This is a genomic window from Catellatospora coxensis (genome assembly GCF_016862635.1).
Lineage (GTDB): Bacteria > Actinomycetota > Actinomycetes > Mycobacteriales > Micromonosporaceae > Catellatospora > Catellatospora coxensis.
The window spans coordinates 1-15,283 of sequence record NZ_BONI01000050.1; the positions used below are offsets into that span (position 1 = coordinate 1).

A 15,283-nucleotide genomic window follows, 5' to 3' on the forward strand; every position below is an offset into this window, starting at 1 on the left:
GGCGGCTGCGGTCCGATCGGACCGCAGCCGCCATTCGGCCACAGTGCCAGGTAGCGTTCAGTGCTGTCGAGCCAGTCCAGGTACCACTCGCCGAAGCCCATCGGCTCGCCGGCGTCGTTCTCGACGGGGTTCATGTCCGCCCAGTCGCAACTGCTGTCGTACCAGACCGTGCCGGCCGCGGGTCCGCTCACGACGAGCCAGTAGCGCCGATTGCAGCCCTCGTCCACCAGGTAGATCGCGCCCTGGCTGAACTCCGGCACGGCCACGATCTCCCACATCCGGTCCTGCCACGACCAGGTCGCCTCCTTGAAGGCGGTCTCGTCGGTGAAGTCCTCCGGCCGGGGTTCCCGCTCATCGAGTTCGTCGAGCAGCTCGCCGAACGGCCGCTCGACCAGGAACGGCAGGCCGAGCCGGGCGACGTCGGTCAGGTCGCCGCAGTCGCCGTGCCACCGCCAGCCGTCGCCGTCGGCGATGCGCCGGACCGTGTTGATCCCGTAGTCCGGGCCCGCGCCGCCGGCGGCCACCTGCGTCAGGAATCGCCGGTAGTCGGCGGGCAGCTCGACGCCGAGCCAGGCTTCCAGGTCGGCGAGGTCGCCGTCGCCGAGCGCGGGCGCGAGGGTGAATCCGTGCAGGTCCGCGCCGAACCGGCGCTCGTGGCCGGGCCGGGCGCGCAGGCTCTCGACCCGTTCGCGCACGCCGCTCCAGTCCGTGTCGCCCATGGCCGCCTCCCCGTGCCTGATGGGTGGCATCGTAGATCGCCGCGCTGCGTGCGGCTGACCGCCCGGCGGGCGTCAGCGGATCAGCAAATGCGCGACACGCGGCGTGATCCGGTCAAGTCCTTCGTTTCGCGGTTGTACGATTTGCCCGGTTGGCCCGGCTACCGCCCCGGGGTCGGGCCGACCCTTCGTGATCGGGGTTCACGAAGCACGTGCCGTCAGCCGTGCCGGCCGACGTGCGTGGCTGGTGGCACCCCTCAGTCCGTCCGCGAGAGGCGGGCTGAGGCGGCCGGTCCGGTGGTAACGCCACCGCCGGACCGGCCGCAAGGACGATCGGGACCTCCCCTGCCGCCTGAGCAGCGCAGGGTTGCATCGCATCGATTTGGTAACGGTGACTCGTCGGCCGGGACCGTACGCCCATCGATGATCATCAGCCGATGGCTCGCGACCGACAGCGATCTCTGCTGGCAACGGGCTCAGTGCCAGCGGCGGCCGTCGTTTTTCCTGGTCGAGGCACCATTGTGGTCTTAGTCGTCGCCCGAATTCGGCCTATTGCTCGGTGTACCTGCCCCCACCTAAGGTCCGGCCGTTCATGTCCGAACGGGGGAAGCATGCGTGTCGCGCCGTCCTGTGGCCTGGGCCGTCGTGGTCGAGGCCGACTGCGGCGCCGGCCGGTGAGGGGCTTCGCCCCACCCGTATTGATCATTGGCGGTACAGCGACACATGTCATCACAACGTAACCGGTGGTCGCGCCTCCCCAGGCGCCTCAACCGGCCCCTTGCCCTGCTCCTTGCGGGAGCGCTGGGAATCGCCGTGGCCCAGCTGCCCGTGGCGGCTCTGGCCTCGACCGATCCCGGCCGCCCGGCCGCGCAGGCGCAGCAGAAGGCGGCCAGGGGCAGCGGCCTCACCCCGGAGCGGGCGAAGGAGGACCCGACTGCGGGCAAGGTCATGTCGCGCCCGGACGCGGTCGCCTGGCCGGCAGCGGCCTCGGCCGACATCGAGGCCGCGTCGGTCGATGCCACCCCGGTCTCGGTCGGCGGCCTCGCGGTCGACCTGTCGCAGGCGGACCGGACCGCGCGCGGCGCCGCCCAGCGCTCGGCGGACGCCGAACCCGGGCGGGCCCGGGTCAAGGTGTACGACCGCGCCGCGTCCCGCCGGGTCGGCGTGGACGGGCCGCTCGTCTCCCTCCAGCGCAACGATGCGTCGCCCAGCGGCGGCAAGGTGAAGCTCTCGCTCGGCTACCGCGGCTTCGCCCACGCCGTCGGCGGCGACTGGGGAGCCAGGCTGCGGCTCGTGGCGCTGCCGAGCTGCGCCCTCACCACCCCGGAGCAGGCGCAGTGCCGCGTCGCCACACCGCTGCCGTCGCGCAACGACTCGGGCGAGGCGACCGTCTCGGCGGACGTCGACCTGGTCGCGCTGTCGGGGACGTCCGTCTTCGCGCTGGCCGCCGCCGATTCGTCGACGCAGGGTGACTACAAGGCGACCCAGCTGTCGCCGTCGTCGTCCTGGGAGACGAAGCTCTCGTCGGGCGCCTTCTCCTGGACGTACCCGATCCGCAGCCCGGGCACGCCCGGCGGGTTCGGGCCACAGGTCGCGCTGGCGTACTCGTCCCAGACCGTCGACGGCCGCACCTCGGCCACCAACAACCAGGGCTCGTGGATGGGCGAGGGCTTCAGCTACGAGCCCGGCTACATCGAGCGGCGGTACAAGGCGTGCTCCGACGACGGCCATGACGGCTCGACCGAGCAGTGCTGGGCCTTCCAGAACGGCACCGTCATGCTGTCCGGCCACTCCGGCACCATGGTGAAGATCACCGACGATCTCTGGAAGCTCTCGACCGATGACGGCACCCGGGTGGAGCGCAAGCAGGGCGCGACCAACGGCGACAACGACGGCGAGCACTGGAAGGTCACCACGACCGACGGCACGCAGTACTTCTTCGGTCTGGGCCGGCTGCCCGGCTGGACCTCCGGCAAGGAGGAGACCGACTCGGTCTGGTCGGTGCCGGTGTACGGCGACGACTCCGGCGAGCCGTGCTACAAGAGTTCCGGTTTCGACGACTCGTACTGCAACCAGGGTTGGCGCTGGAACCTGGACTACGTCGTGGACCCCCGCGGCAACGTCATCTCGTACTTCTACGACTCCGAGGTCAACTACTACGCCCGCGGTGGGAAGACCGACGTCGACGGTACCGCCTACCACCGCGGCGGCTACCTCGCCCGCATCGACTACGGCCAGCGCGACGGGCAGGTCTACACCACCGACGCGCCGGCCCGGGTGGTGTTCGAGACCGCCGAGCGCTGCATCCCGGCGGGCGGCGTCGACTGCGACCCCGCGGATCTGAACGAGGACACCGCGGCCTCCTGGCCCGACGTCCCGCAGGACCGCATCTGCGCGCCGAACACCCACTGCGAGTCCTCGCAGTCGGCGACGACGTTCTTCACCCGCAAGCGGCTCACGAAGATCCAGACGGAGGTCCGTGGCGCCACGAACTGGCTGCCGGTGGAGTCCTGGGTGCTGGAGCACCAGTTCAAGGCCAACGACGACAACTCGCGCACGCTGTGGCTCAGCAAGATCAACCACAGCGGACACTGGGGCGGCACGACGCAGGCGCTGCCCCCGACCGAGCTGGACGGCATCCAGCTGAGCAACCGCATCGTCGTCGACGGCGACCACATGGGCCCGCTCATCCGTTACCGGCTGGCGACCGTGAAGACCGACAGCGGCGCGCAGATCACCATCAACTACAAGACGCCCGACTGCACCAAGGACAACCTGCCGGCGGCGGCGGACGGTTCCACCAGGCGCTGCTATCCGGTGCTCTGGAACCCGCTCGGCGGCGGCGAGGACGACCGGGTCACCGACTGGTTCCACAAGTACGTGGTGGACAACGTGGTCACCGACGACCTCGTCGGCGGCAACGACGACATGGTCTCCTCCTACGAATACGTCGGCAGCGCGGCGTGGCGCAAGTCCGCGCCGGACGGCATCAGCAAGGCCGACTACCTGACCTGGTCCGACTGGCGGGGCTACGCGCAGGTGAACGTGCGGACCGGGGACGGGCAGTCGATGCCGGGCCGGGTCGACCACTACTTCCTGCGCGGTCTGAGCGGCGGGGAGCTCGGCGACGGCAGCAAGCCCGCGGTGACGCGCACGGACTCGACCGGGGGCAGCTACACCGACCACGACCAGCTGTCGGGACACGAGCTGGAGACGATCGTCTACGACGGGACGGCCGTCGTCTCGAAGACGATCAACCAGCCCTGGCGGCACGTGACCAGGACGCAGACCGAGACCTGGGGCTCGAACGTCGCCGCGATGGTGCGTACCGACGTGGTGCGCCAGCTGACCGCGATGCCGGACGACGCGCAGGGCAACCCGGTCTGGCGCGAGACGAAGTCCGTCACCACCTACGACACCACCTGGGGCCGGCCCGATCAGGTCGACGACCTCGGTGAGGTCGGCGCCGGCAAGGACGGCGACGACAAGTGCACCCGCACCTGGTACCTGGACAACCCCGACCCCGCCAGGTACCTGCACGGCTACGTCTCGCGGACGCAGACCGTGTCGGTGAAGTGCACGACCACGCCGGACCTGAGCAAGCACCTCGTCACCGACACCCGCACCAGCTTCGACCTGCAGGCGTGGGGCGCAGTGCCGACCGAGGGCACCGGCACCCGCAGCGAGTCCCTGGACCGCTACGACGGGACGACCATCCGGTACGTCATCGACTCGGAGACCACGAGCCTCGACGCCTACAACCGCCCGCTGACGGTCAAGGACGCCCGGGCGATCGCGGAGAACCGCACCTTCTCCAACATCACCGAGTACACCGAGACGTACGGCCTGACCACCCAGGTCAAGTCGACGAACGCGGCCAACCACGTCACGACGACGACCCTCGACCCGGCCTTCGGCCTGGCGGTGGCGGCGGTTGACCCCAATCTCCGGCGCACCGAACTGGCCTACGACTCCCTGGGCCAGCTCACCGCGGTGTGGACGGCCGACCGCAACCGGTCGCAGGGCGCCACGCCCAACCTGAAGTACTCGTACTTCCTGCGCAACGACAAGGCGACCGTCGTCAAGACCGAGAAGCTGGCCAACGACGGCACCTACCGGGCCAGCTACGAGCTGCACGACGGCCTGCTCCGGCTCCGGCAGACGCAGGTGCCCGGTCAGGGCGGTTGGCTGCTGACCGACACGTTCCACAACGGCCTGGGCAAGGCGTACAAGACCAACGCCGCGTACCTCGCCACCGGCACGGCGGGCGACACGCCCATCGTGACCGCGGAGGGCGCCGTCAACGGCCAGAACACGCTGGTGTTCGACGGCGCCGGGCGTACGGTGTCCGACACGTTCTCCGTCGCCGGCGACGCCAGGTGGGTCACCACGACCACCTACGAAGGCGACCGCGTCAGCGTGGACCCGCCGCAGGGCGGTTCGCCGACGACCACGGTCAGCGACGCCCGGGGCCAGGCCACGGAGCTGTACCAGTACCACGGTGACAGCCCCACCGGCCCGGCCGACGTCACGCACTACACCTACACCCCGGCCGGACTGCTCGACACGGTCACCGACCCGCTGGGCAACGTCTGGAACTACGACTACAACCAGCGCGGCCTGAAGGAGCGCGCGGAGGATCCCGACACCGGGGTCGCGACGTACACCTACAACACCAGCGGTGACCTGCTCTCCAGCAGCGACGCCCGCCCGGTCAAGCTGTCCAACAAGTACGACGTGCTGGGCCGCAAGGTCGAGGCGTGGCAGGGCGATGTCGGCACCGGCACCAAGCTGGCGGCGTGGGTGTTCGACCCGGCCGGCAACAAGGGCCAGCTGCACTACAGCCAGCGCATCGACAACAGTCAGAACTACTACGTCATCAACATGACCAGGGACAGCCTGTACCGGGTGACCAGCCTGCGCTACAGCTTCCCGTCGGGCGGGGTCGGCAGCTCGCTGAGCGGCAACTACGACTTCTCGACCGCGTACAACACCGATGGCACGATCCAGTCGCTGGGCATGCCGGCCGGCGGCGGCCTGACGGCCGAGGCGGTCGCGTCGATCTACGACGACCTGCAGCGTCCCACCACGCTGACGGGCACGTCGAGCTACGTCACGTCGGCGCTGTACAGCAACGTCAACGAACTGCTCCAGACCGAGCTGTACACCGGCGGGACCGGGAAGAAGGCGTGGCTCGGCTGGGACTACGAGCGCGGCACGGGTCGGCTGACCAAGACCAAGGTGAGCCGGCAGGGCGTGGCCACGCCCGACATGGACGCCCTCTACCGCTACGACGACAGCGGCAGCGTGCTGTCCATCGAGGACACCCCCGTCGGCGGTACCCGTGACGTCCAGTGCTTCGGCTACGACTACCTGCGGCGGCTCACCGAGGCCTGGGCGACCGACTCCACCACCAAGACGTGCGCGGACGGCGTCGAGGAGACGGGTGTCGGCGGCCCCGCCCCGTACCACCAGAGCTGGACGTTCGACAAGATCGGCAACCGGGACGTCGAGACCCTGCACTCCACGACCGGTGGCGCCGACACGGTCCGCGACTACACCTATCCCGCATCAGGTGCGGGCAAGGAGCAGCCGCACGCCGTCTCCCGAGTCGACGAGAAGGGCCCGGGGGGCGACAAGACCTTCAACTACGCCTACGACAAGGTCGGCAACACGACCTGCCGGCCAAACGCCGCGACCGGCAACGTCTGCCCGCCGAACACGCCCGCCGGTCAGCAGGCGCTGACGTGGAACGCCGAAGGCCGGCTGGCCGCCAGCACCCCCGCCGGCGGCCAGGCCACCACGTACGTCTACGACGCCGACGGCCGCCGGATCGCCCGCAAGGAGCCCGGCGGCACGACCACGCTGTTCCTGCCGAACATGGAACTGAAGCAGACCGGCACCGTGGTGGCGGGCACCCGCTACTACTCGTTCGGCGGCCACACCGTCGCCGTGCGCACCGGGTCCGGGGTCGACTTCCAGGCGGCCGACCACCACGGCACCGCCGGCTGCACCATCAGCGCGGCGACCGGTGCCATCACCTGGCGGCGGACCACCCCGTACGGCGCAGGCCGCGGTCAGGCTCCGGCGAGCTGGCCGGACCAGAAGGGCTTCATCGGCGGCACCCAGGACCCGACCGGCCTGGTCAACCTCGGCGCCCGGGAATACGATCCGCTGCTCGGCCGATTCATCAGCGTCGACCCGATCATGGATCTCACCGATCCGCAGCAGTGGAGCGCCTACAGCTACGGCAACAGCAGCCCGCTCGTGGTCGCAGACCCTTCCGGCCTGCTGGGCTCGGCGAGCTGCGCGCCCGGCGAGGTCGGCGGCCCGGGAGCCTGCACCGGCAGCGAGAACGGCAACGGTCCCGGCGATCCGGGTACGAAGCCGGACCCGCCGCTGCTGACGATCCCGCTGGCCTACGACGGCGAGCTGGACTGGGTCGAGTACCGCTGGCTGAACGAGCGGTACGGCTACATCGGCAGTGCCAAGATGACCATGCGGGATCTGCTCGACTGGAAGGCCGGCAAGCGCGACCGCCGGGCGTTCTACGTCGACGACGAGAGCAACTTCATGGGTGAGGTGTGCGACTTCATGGGCCGCAGTGGCTGCGGCTTCGGCGCGCAGCGGTCGATGCAGCAGGGCCTCGAAAGCTGGAAGGACCTTCCCGTCGCGGGGATCGCCGCGAACCTCCTGCTCGCGGTCTCGTACACGGCGACCGACGATGCCGACAAGGCACTGGAGTCACTCATCGACGGCGTCGGAGCCGTTCCGGTCGGTGGCGGTGTCGCGGTCGGCGGAGTGGAGTTCGGTCTGGGTGAGGTCGCCGACATCGCCAAGACCGTCGCGTCCTCGGCCGTGGAGGGCAGGAAGGGGTACGGCTTCGGTGCGGTCGGGCCCGCCAGCGACATCTGGGTGGAGAAGTCCGGTTTGATCCAGATCGGCAGTGAGCCGGACAGCAGGGACCAGATCGACGCGGAGTGGACGAGCTACCGCTCGATCGCACCGATTCCCACCGAATGGCTGGTGGCGGCGCGGCGGTCCGGTCCGGAGACGGTGCAGAGCCTGGTCGGCTTCTTCGTCCAGACCGGCATCTGGGAGAAGGGCTGATGGGGTAGCGGCGGCGTGAAGCCGCGTGACGGGTCGGCTTCGGACCCGTCCGGAGTGGCCGCGATACACCTCTCCGGTCCTGTTCTCCGGTAAGTGAGCCGCCTGCGGGCCGGCCGGGCCTCGCTGAGGCCCGGCCGGCCTGTTCGCGTCTCCGGGCAGCCGCCGCGGCAGCGACAGATGTCGATCTCATCGCAGCGCGGGAATTCGGTCATTTCGGATTATCTTCGAGGCCGGGGTTCGGTGCGACGCTGGTCGGCCAGGAGAACGCCGCCCGACCGGGGGGTCACGACCGGCCTCCGGCCGATAACGGTTCAATCACGAGCGCTGGCTGCGTGCGTCATTCGTGGAGCGACAGGGCTCAGTCAGCAGGGAATCGCAGAGCGTAATCGTTGCAGGTAGATGGGTACCTGACTGCCAATCGACATCATTTCCGCAGGTCAAGTGCGCAATCGCGCCGGGCGCGGTATCCGTCGACGGGTATTTGCTCAGGTCAGGGCATGCATATAGCGTCCCCGCCCGTTGATCTTCTACCGGGGGAGTACGCGTGTCGCGTCGCCTTGTGAGCCATGGCCGTTTCGGCCAAGGCCGTTCGTTGCGCTGGCCGTTGTGGGGCCTGGCGCTCATCGTGGCAGCCCAGTTCGGAGCCGGGGGCGTGGCGCAGGCCGCGCCGGAGCCGGTGACCGATCCTGCCGCCGTTCCCGCTGCCGCCCAGGAGCCGGCAGCACCGTCCGTCTCCGGGGTGTTCGACAAGGACACCAGCGTGAAGGTGGCGGCGAAATCGGACCGCGGTTCTGACACCTACCGCAATGCCGACGGATCGCTGACCAAGGTCGTTTCCAGCCGCCCGGTCAACTACCGGGCCAAGGACGGTTACTACCGCCCGATCGACACCAAACTGGTGAAGCGGTCCGACGGCCGGCTGCAGATGGCCGCCAACTCCGTACAGGTCTCCCTGGCCGGCGGTGCCGAGAGCAACCCGGCCGCCGACCTCGTGTCGGTGACGCTGGAGGGCGGGCAGAGCATCGCCTACGGCGTGCAGGGCGCCGCCGCCGTCGCGCCGACCGTGTCCGGCTCGACCGCGACCTATCGCGAGCTGCTGCCGAACACCGACGTCGAGATCATGGCGTACGAGTCGGGCGAGAAGGAGAACATCGTCCTGAAGTCGCCGCAGGCGGCCAACTCGTGGCTGTTCCCGCTGCGCCTGCAGGGTGTGACGCCGCGGCTGGACGCCGACGGCCGGGTCGCGTTCCTCGACGCGAAGGGCACCGCGGTGGCCTGGATCCCGCGCGGCTACATGCAGGACTCGCACGTCGAGCTGCCGACCGGTGAGCCGACGACGTCCGACGCCGTGTCCTACGAGCTGGTGGAGAGCGCCGGCGGCTGGGCGCTGCGGGTGACCGCGGACCGTGCCTGGCTGGCCGACCCGGCCCGGGCCTACCCGGTCCGGGTGGACCCGCAGATCACCACGTACACCACGACGGACGCGTTCGTCGACAACGACACCAGCACCCCGGCCGGTACGCAGAACGGCACGTCGCTGGCGGTCGGCTACGACAACGAGAGTGCGGCCCGGCCGTACATCCACTTCGGCAACTTCGCCACCGACCTGGCCGGGCGCCAGATCACCGCGGTGACGCTGCGGCTGTGGCACACCTGGTCGTGGGACTGCACCACGCACCTGCCGGTGACCGTGCACGCGGTGACCCAGAACTGGACCGACACCGCGCTGGGCACCAGCACGCTGCCGGGCCCGTCGATCAACGCGACCGCGCTGGGCACGCTGACCATCGCCGACAACTACCCGGCCTGCACCAACACCGGCGGTGACCGGAGCAAGGGCGCGTGGCGCGACGTCGCGTTGAGCACCGCGACGTTCACCAGCTGGGCGACCGGCGGCGCCAACTACGGCCTGTCGCTGCGTGCCTCGGAGACCGACCCGAAGAGCTGGAAGCGGTTCACCTCCTCGGACTTCTCCGCGGGGGCGTACGAGCCGCGGCTCATCGTGACCTACAACGACGTGCCGCAGGTGACCGCGCGGTCGACCACCCCTGCCACGTCCTGCGTCACCGGCTCCGGCCGCCCGGCGATCCAGACGCTGACGCCGACCCTGTCGGCGACCGTGGCCGACACCGAGGGCACCGCCCAGTCCGTGACGTTCGAGTGGTGGCAGGTCGGCGGCTCCGCCGCGCTCGGCTCGGCCACCAAGTCCGCCGTCGCGTCCGGCAGCACCACCTCGCACACCCTGGTCGCGGGCAACCTCGCCGAGGGCGGCGCCTACCAGTGGCGCGTCAAGACGAGTGACGGTCTGTCGACCTCGGCCTGGTCGTCGTTCTGCGAGTTCTCGGTCTACACCACCTTCCCGCCGGTCGCCGGGTGCCAGAGCGGCGTCGCCAACGACTTCAACGGCGACGGCGTCAAGGACGTGGCCATCGCCGACCCGAACGCCACCGTGAACAGCCTCACCGAGGCCGGCGCGGTCCAGATCGTCGACGGCGCCTCCGGCGCGGTGACCACCCTGACCCAGGACCTCGCCGAGGTTCCCGGCACGTCCGAGGCCAGCGACCGGTTCGGCTACGCGCTGTCGGTGTACGACGCCAACCGTGACGGCTGCGCCGACCTGGCCGTCGGCGTGCCGTACGAGGACGGCGCCTACAGCGACGCCGGCGAGGTGCAGCTGATCTTCGGCTCGCCCGCGGGCCTGGGCAAGAGCGCCACCGCCCCGTCGGTGAGCTACGTGCAGGGCACCGGCGGCGTGCCGGGTTCGCAGAACTCCGGGGACTACTTCGGTTTCTCGCTGGCCGGCGGGCAGACGTCCGCGGGTGAGCCCTTCCTGATCATCGGCGCGCCGGGTGAGGACGTCATGGTCAACGCCCGGCTGAACGCCGAGGCCGGTCTGGCCTACTACATCCGTGGCGGTGTCGCGGCGCTGTTCGACCAGGGCAGCGGCTCCGGCGGCACCCCCGAGTACGACGACATGTTCGGCTACGCCGTCGCTGCCTCGCCGTACCACGTCGCGGTCTCCTCGCCGGGCGAGAGCCGCAGCTCCAGCGCGCAGTACAGCGGCCAGGTGAACGTCTACAGCCACACGCTGACCAGCAACGTGCCGACCCGCACCGGCTCGGCCGACCAGGACAGCTCGGGAGTCAGCGACGCGGCCGAGAGCGGCGACACGTTCGGTAAGTCGATCGCGCTCGCGGCGTACTGGCCGACCGGCGACTCGATCCTGGCCGTCGGCGTGCCGGGCGAGGACTCCACCGCCGGCACCGACACCGGCATGGTGCACCAGTTCCGGATGTCCGGCACGAGCCTGACCGAGCTGGCGTCGCACAACCAGGACAGCGCCGGCATCTCCGGCGGCAGCGAGGCCGGCGACCTGTTCGGCGAGAAGGTCGCGCTGGTCAACACGAACCCGACCGCGGCGCCGACGACGTCGACGATGCTGATCGCGATCGGCGCGCCCGGTGAGGAGCTGGGCACGACCCTCGACGCGGGCACGATCCGCGTGTTCGCCGCCGGTGTGCCGACCGTGACCAACGACGTCCCGGTGGAGCGCGGCACGGCCAACCTGCCCGGCACCCCCGGGGAGCGGGAGCTCATCGGCAACGCCCTCGGCGTGACCGGCACCGAGCTCTACGTCTCCTCGCCGTACCGGAACAAGGCGGCGTGGGCGATGACCTGGGCCGCGCTGGCGGCCGACACCGTGACCATCTCCAAGACGTGGACCCCCGGCACGGCCGGCATCCCCTCGGGCGTGCTGTTCGGCACGCAGATCGGATGACGTCGATGTCGCAACGACAGAGCACTGACAGGAAAAGCACGTTGAACAGTTCAACCAAGCAGCCCGCCGGCACACGGCGCTGGTGGGCCAGGCTCGGCGCGCTCGGCGCCGCCGCGGGCCTCGCCGCCGCCACCGTGTGGGCCGGCGGCACCGCGCAGCAGACGCCCGCCGACACCCTGGCGATGGGCCCGGGCGGGGTCACCGAACCCGCCAAGCCCTGGACCGAGGCCCAGGCCGTGGGCGCGGCCCGCAAGTCGGGCAAGCAGGTCGAGGTCGCCGCCAAGGGCACCACCCGCCAGGTGACCTACGCCAACCCGGACGGCTCGTTCACCCACGAGTCGCACGCCGCTCCGTTCCGCGTCATGCAGCGGGGTGAGTGGGTGCCGGTCGACACCACGATGATCCGGCACAGCGACGGCAGCGTCGGCCCGAAGGCCGCCGAGACGCCGATGCGGTTCTCCGGCGGCGGCGACATGCCGCTGGCGACGATCTCGCGGGCCGGCCGCGTGATGAGCCTGACCTGGCCGACGGCGCTGCCGCAGCCGGTCCTGTCGGGCGACTCGGCGACCTACCCGAACGTCCTGCCGGACGTCGACCTGGTCGTGCACGCCTCGGCGACCAGCTACACGCACGTGCTGGTCGTCAAGACGCCGCAGGCTGCGGCGCTGCCGCAGATCAAGACCGTGTCGTACGGGCTGAAGGGCACCAACCTGACCTTCGCGGTCGAGTCCGGTGACCGGCTGGTCGCCAAGGACACCGGCTCCGGCGGCGTGGTGTTCTCGTCCCCGGCGCCGAAGATGTGGGACGCCGGCGACCCGGCCGAGGCCGCCAAGGCCGGCGTCGAGCCGACCCGCTCCTCGCCCGAATCGGCGCGGCGGGCGGACATCGGCGTGCAGCTCGACCGTGCGACGCTGCGCCTGGTCCCGAACGCGGCGATGCTCGCCGACAAGGGCGTGCGCTTCCCGCTGTACATCGACCCGATGACCGCCCCGACCAGCAACAGCTCCTGGACCATGGTCGACTCGGGTTACCCGAGTGAGGAGTACTGGCGCTTCGACGGCGACCGCGACCAGCGCATCGGTCTGTGCAACCGGACCGATTCGGGCAACACCTGCAACAGCTCGCAGATCAAGCGGCTGATGTACGCGCTGCCCACGCCGTACCAGGACGACACGATCGTGGTGTCCAGTGCGACGTTCCGGGTCACGATGACGCACACCTACGACGGCTCGGCGCGCAACGCGTCGCTGTACCGGATGGGCGCGGGTATCACCTCGGCCACGAACTGGAGCAACCAGCCGGCGTGGAGCAAGAAGCAGGACACCCAGGACCCGACGGTGACGCAGGGTTCGTGCACGTCGACGAACCAGAACGTGACGTTCGTCGCCACCGGTGCGGCGCAGGAGGCGGCGGCCAACAACTGGTCGACGACCACCTTCGGCATCCGCGCCGACGACGAGGGCAGCAAGTACTCCATCAAGCGGTTCTGCGACAACGCGGTGCTGTCGGTGACCTACAACCGGCCGCCGGCCACGCCCACCAACCTCACCGCCAACCCCGGTGGCGCGTGCAAGACCGGCACGCCGGACAACACCTGGTACGTGTCCAGCGTTCCGAAGCTGTCGGCGTACCTGGCCGACCCGGAGACCGACGCGGCCGAGCCGCTGACCGCGACGTTCACCGTCACCTGGACCCCGTCGGGCGGCAGCCTGCAGACCAAGACGTGGACCTCGGGGCAGAAGGCCAACAAGTCGACGTTCGACTACAACCTGGCCGACGCCGCCACCGGCGTGCCGAACCTGCCGGAGAACGTCGTCGTGTCCTGGAGCGTCAAGGCCTCCGACGGCACGGCCAACAGCGCCAGCAGTGTCACCTGCGGGTTCATCCTCGACAAGACCAAGCCCGCGGGCTCGGACATCGACTCGGCGCTGTTCCTGCCTTCGGACGCCGGCGACGCCACGCCGTCGTGTGTCGAGTCCGGTGACTGGATCGACGGTGCGGGCCGCTACGGCACGTTCACCTTCGACTCCGCCGCCACGGACGTCGTGTCGTACAAGTACGGCTTCGACACCAACCCGTCGCCGAGCAACGTGCTGACCCCGACCGCCAACGGCGGCCCGGTCAGCGTGAGCTGGGCGCCGATGACCGAGGCGCCGCACTTCGTCACCGTGATCGCGGTCGACGCGGCCGGCAAGGAGAGCGACACCTCCGTCTGCAACTTCAACGTCGCCGCGGGCGGTCCGTCGATCGGGCAGTGGAACCTCGGTGACGCGCCCGGCTCCACCCAGGCCGTCGACGAGCGCGGCGCCAACCCGGCCACGCCCGGCCCGGGTGTGACCTTCGGCCAGCCCGGCCCGGGCGGGGCGGCGCACCCGTCGGTGCTGCTGCCCGGCAACTCCACCGGCTACCTGTCGACCGCGTCGCAGGGCCTGGTCGACACGTCCCAGCCGTTCACCGTCGCGGCCTGGGTCAAGGCCAACTCCCTGACCGGCTACATGTCGGCCGTCTCGCAGGACGGCTCCGGCGTGCCCGGCTTCTACCTCGGGTTCAGCCCGGCCAGCAGCAAGTGGCTGTTCGGCGTGCCCGACATGGACGTCAACGCCTTCCGTGACTGGCAGGTCACCAGCACCGAGGTCGTCACGGCCCAGACCGGCTGGACCCACCTGGCCGTCGTCGTCGACAACGTCAAGGACACCATGACGATGTACGTCAACGGCAAGGTCTCCGGCACGGCCCCGGTGCGCTCGCAGTGGGCGTCGCACGGCAACTTCCAGATCGGGCAGCGGCTCGCGAAGACCCAGCACGTCTGGGGTTGGAACGGCGGCATCTCCGACGTCGGCATCTTCGACCGGCTCGTCACGCCGGCCGAGATCGACGCCCTGGCCAAGCCGCGCCTGCAGCGCGAGGTGTACTGGGCGCTGGACAGCGCCGACGTGCCCGACGACAACCCCGGCGTGTTCGTCAGCGCCGAGACCGTCGTCGACGGCGCGACGCCGGACGAGGCCAAGAACCTGACGCTGTACAACGGCGCCACGGTGATGACGCCCGACCCCGACGACCCGTTCGCGGAGCCGGCCCTGGTCGGCGCGGGCCACATGGTCCTCGACGGCGGCGACGACTACGCCGCCAGCGGCCAGGCGCTCGTGGGCCAGACCGGCAGCTTCTCGGTCGCGGCCCGGGCCCGGCTGGCTGCCGCGTGCAGCTCCGACCAGGTCGTGCTGTCGCAGCCCGGTGCCAAGACCAGCCGGTTCCAGGTCAAGTGCGTCGACATCGGCGGGGGGCAGCTGCGCTGGCAGCTGACCGTCGCGGCCGGTGACGACACCGCCACCTCGACCACGGTCGTCGTGGACGACACCCATGTGCCCGACCCGAGCAACGTCCTGGGTCAGCACCTGGTCGTCACCTACCACGCGTTCACCAAGGACGTGCAGCTCTACGTCGACGGCGAGCTCGCCGCCAGCGCCCAGGGCACCCACAGCCCGGTGTGGAACGGTCCCGACAACGGTGTCCAGGTCGGCCGCGCCCTCGTGGACGGCACCACGACCACGCCGACGTACGGCGGGTACTTCTCCGGCGTCCTCGACGAGGTCCGCGTGTACAGCGGCGTCCTCGACGCGGCGACCGTGATCCGACTGGCCAGCACCACGGCCCAGTCCGACCTGTAACACCACCGGCGAGT

At 70.4% G+C, this 15,283-nt stretch carries 4 protein-coding genes; 3 read left to right on the top strand and 1 reads right to left on the bottom strand.

Features of this window, described 5'->3' with window-relative positions; all coding sequences use genetic code 11:
• On the bottom strand, positions 1-719 hold a 719-nt coding region (locus tag Cco03nite_RS26440), incomplete at its 3' end, for an SMI1/KNR4 family protein (protein WP_203694921.1).
• 810 nt (positions 720-1,529) lie between these two features.
• Between Cco03nite_RS26440 and Cco03nite_RS26445 the strand changes: the two genes are divergently transcribed.
• The 3 genes from Cco03nite_RS26445 (at position 1,530) to Cco03nite_RS26455 (ending at position 15,269) form a co-directional block, all read left to right on the top strand.
• Positions 1,530-7,826 (top strand): RHS repeat-associated core domain-containing protein, encoded by a 6,297-nt coding sequence (locus tag Cco03nite_RS26445; protein ID WP_203694922.1) that lies wholly within the window; start codon positions 1,530-1,532, stop codon positions 7,824-7,826.
• 592 nt (positions 7,827-8,418) lie between these two features.
• Positions 8,419-11,604 (top strand): FG-GAP repeat protein, encoded by a 3,186-nt coding sequence (locus Cco03nite_RS26450; RefSeq protein ID WP_203694923.1) that lies wholly within the window; start codon positions 8,419-8,421, stop codon positions 11,602-11,604.
• 41 nt (positions 11,605-11,645) lie between these two features.
• Positions 11,646-15,269 carry a LamG domain-containing protein gene (locus Cco03nite_RS26455; protein ID WP_203694924.1) on the top strand — a complete coding sequence of 1,208 codons (3,624 nt, stop codon included), beginning with the start codon at positions 11,646-11,648 and terminating at the stop codon, positions 15,267-15,269.
• Positions 15,270-15,283: the final 14 nt, after the last annotated feature.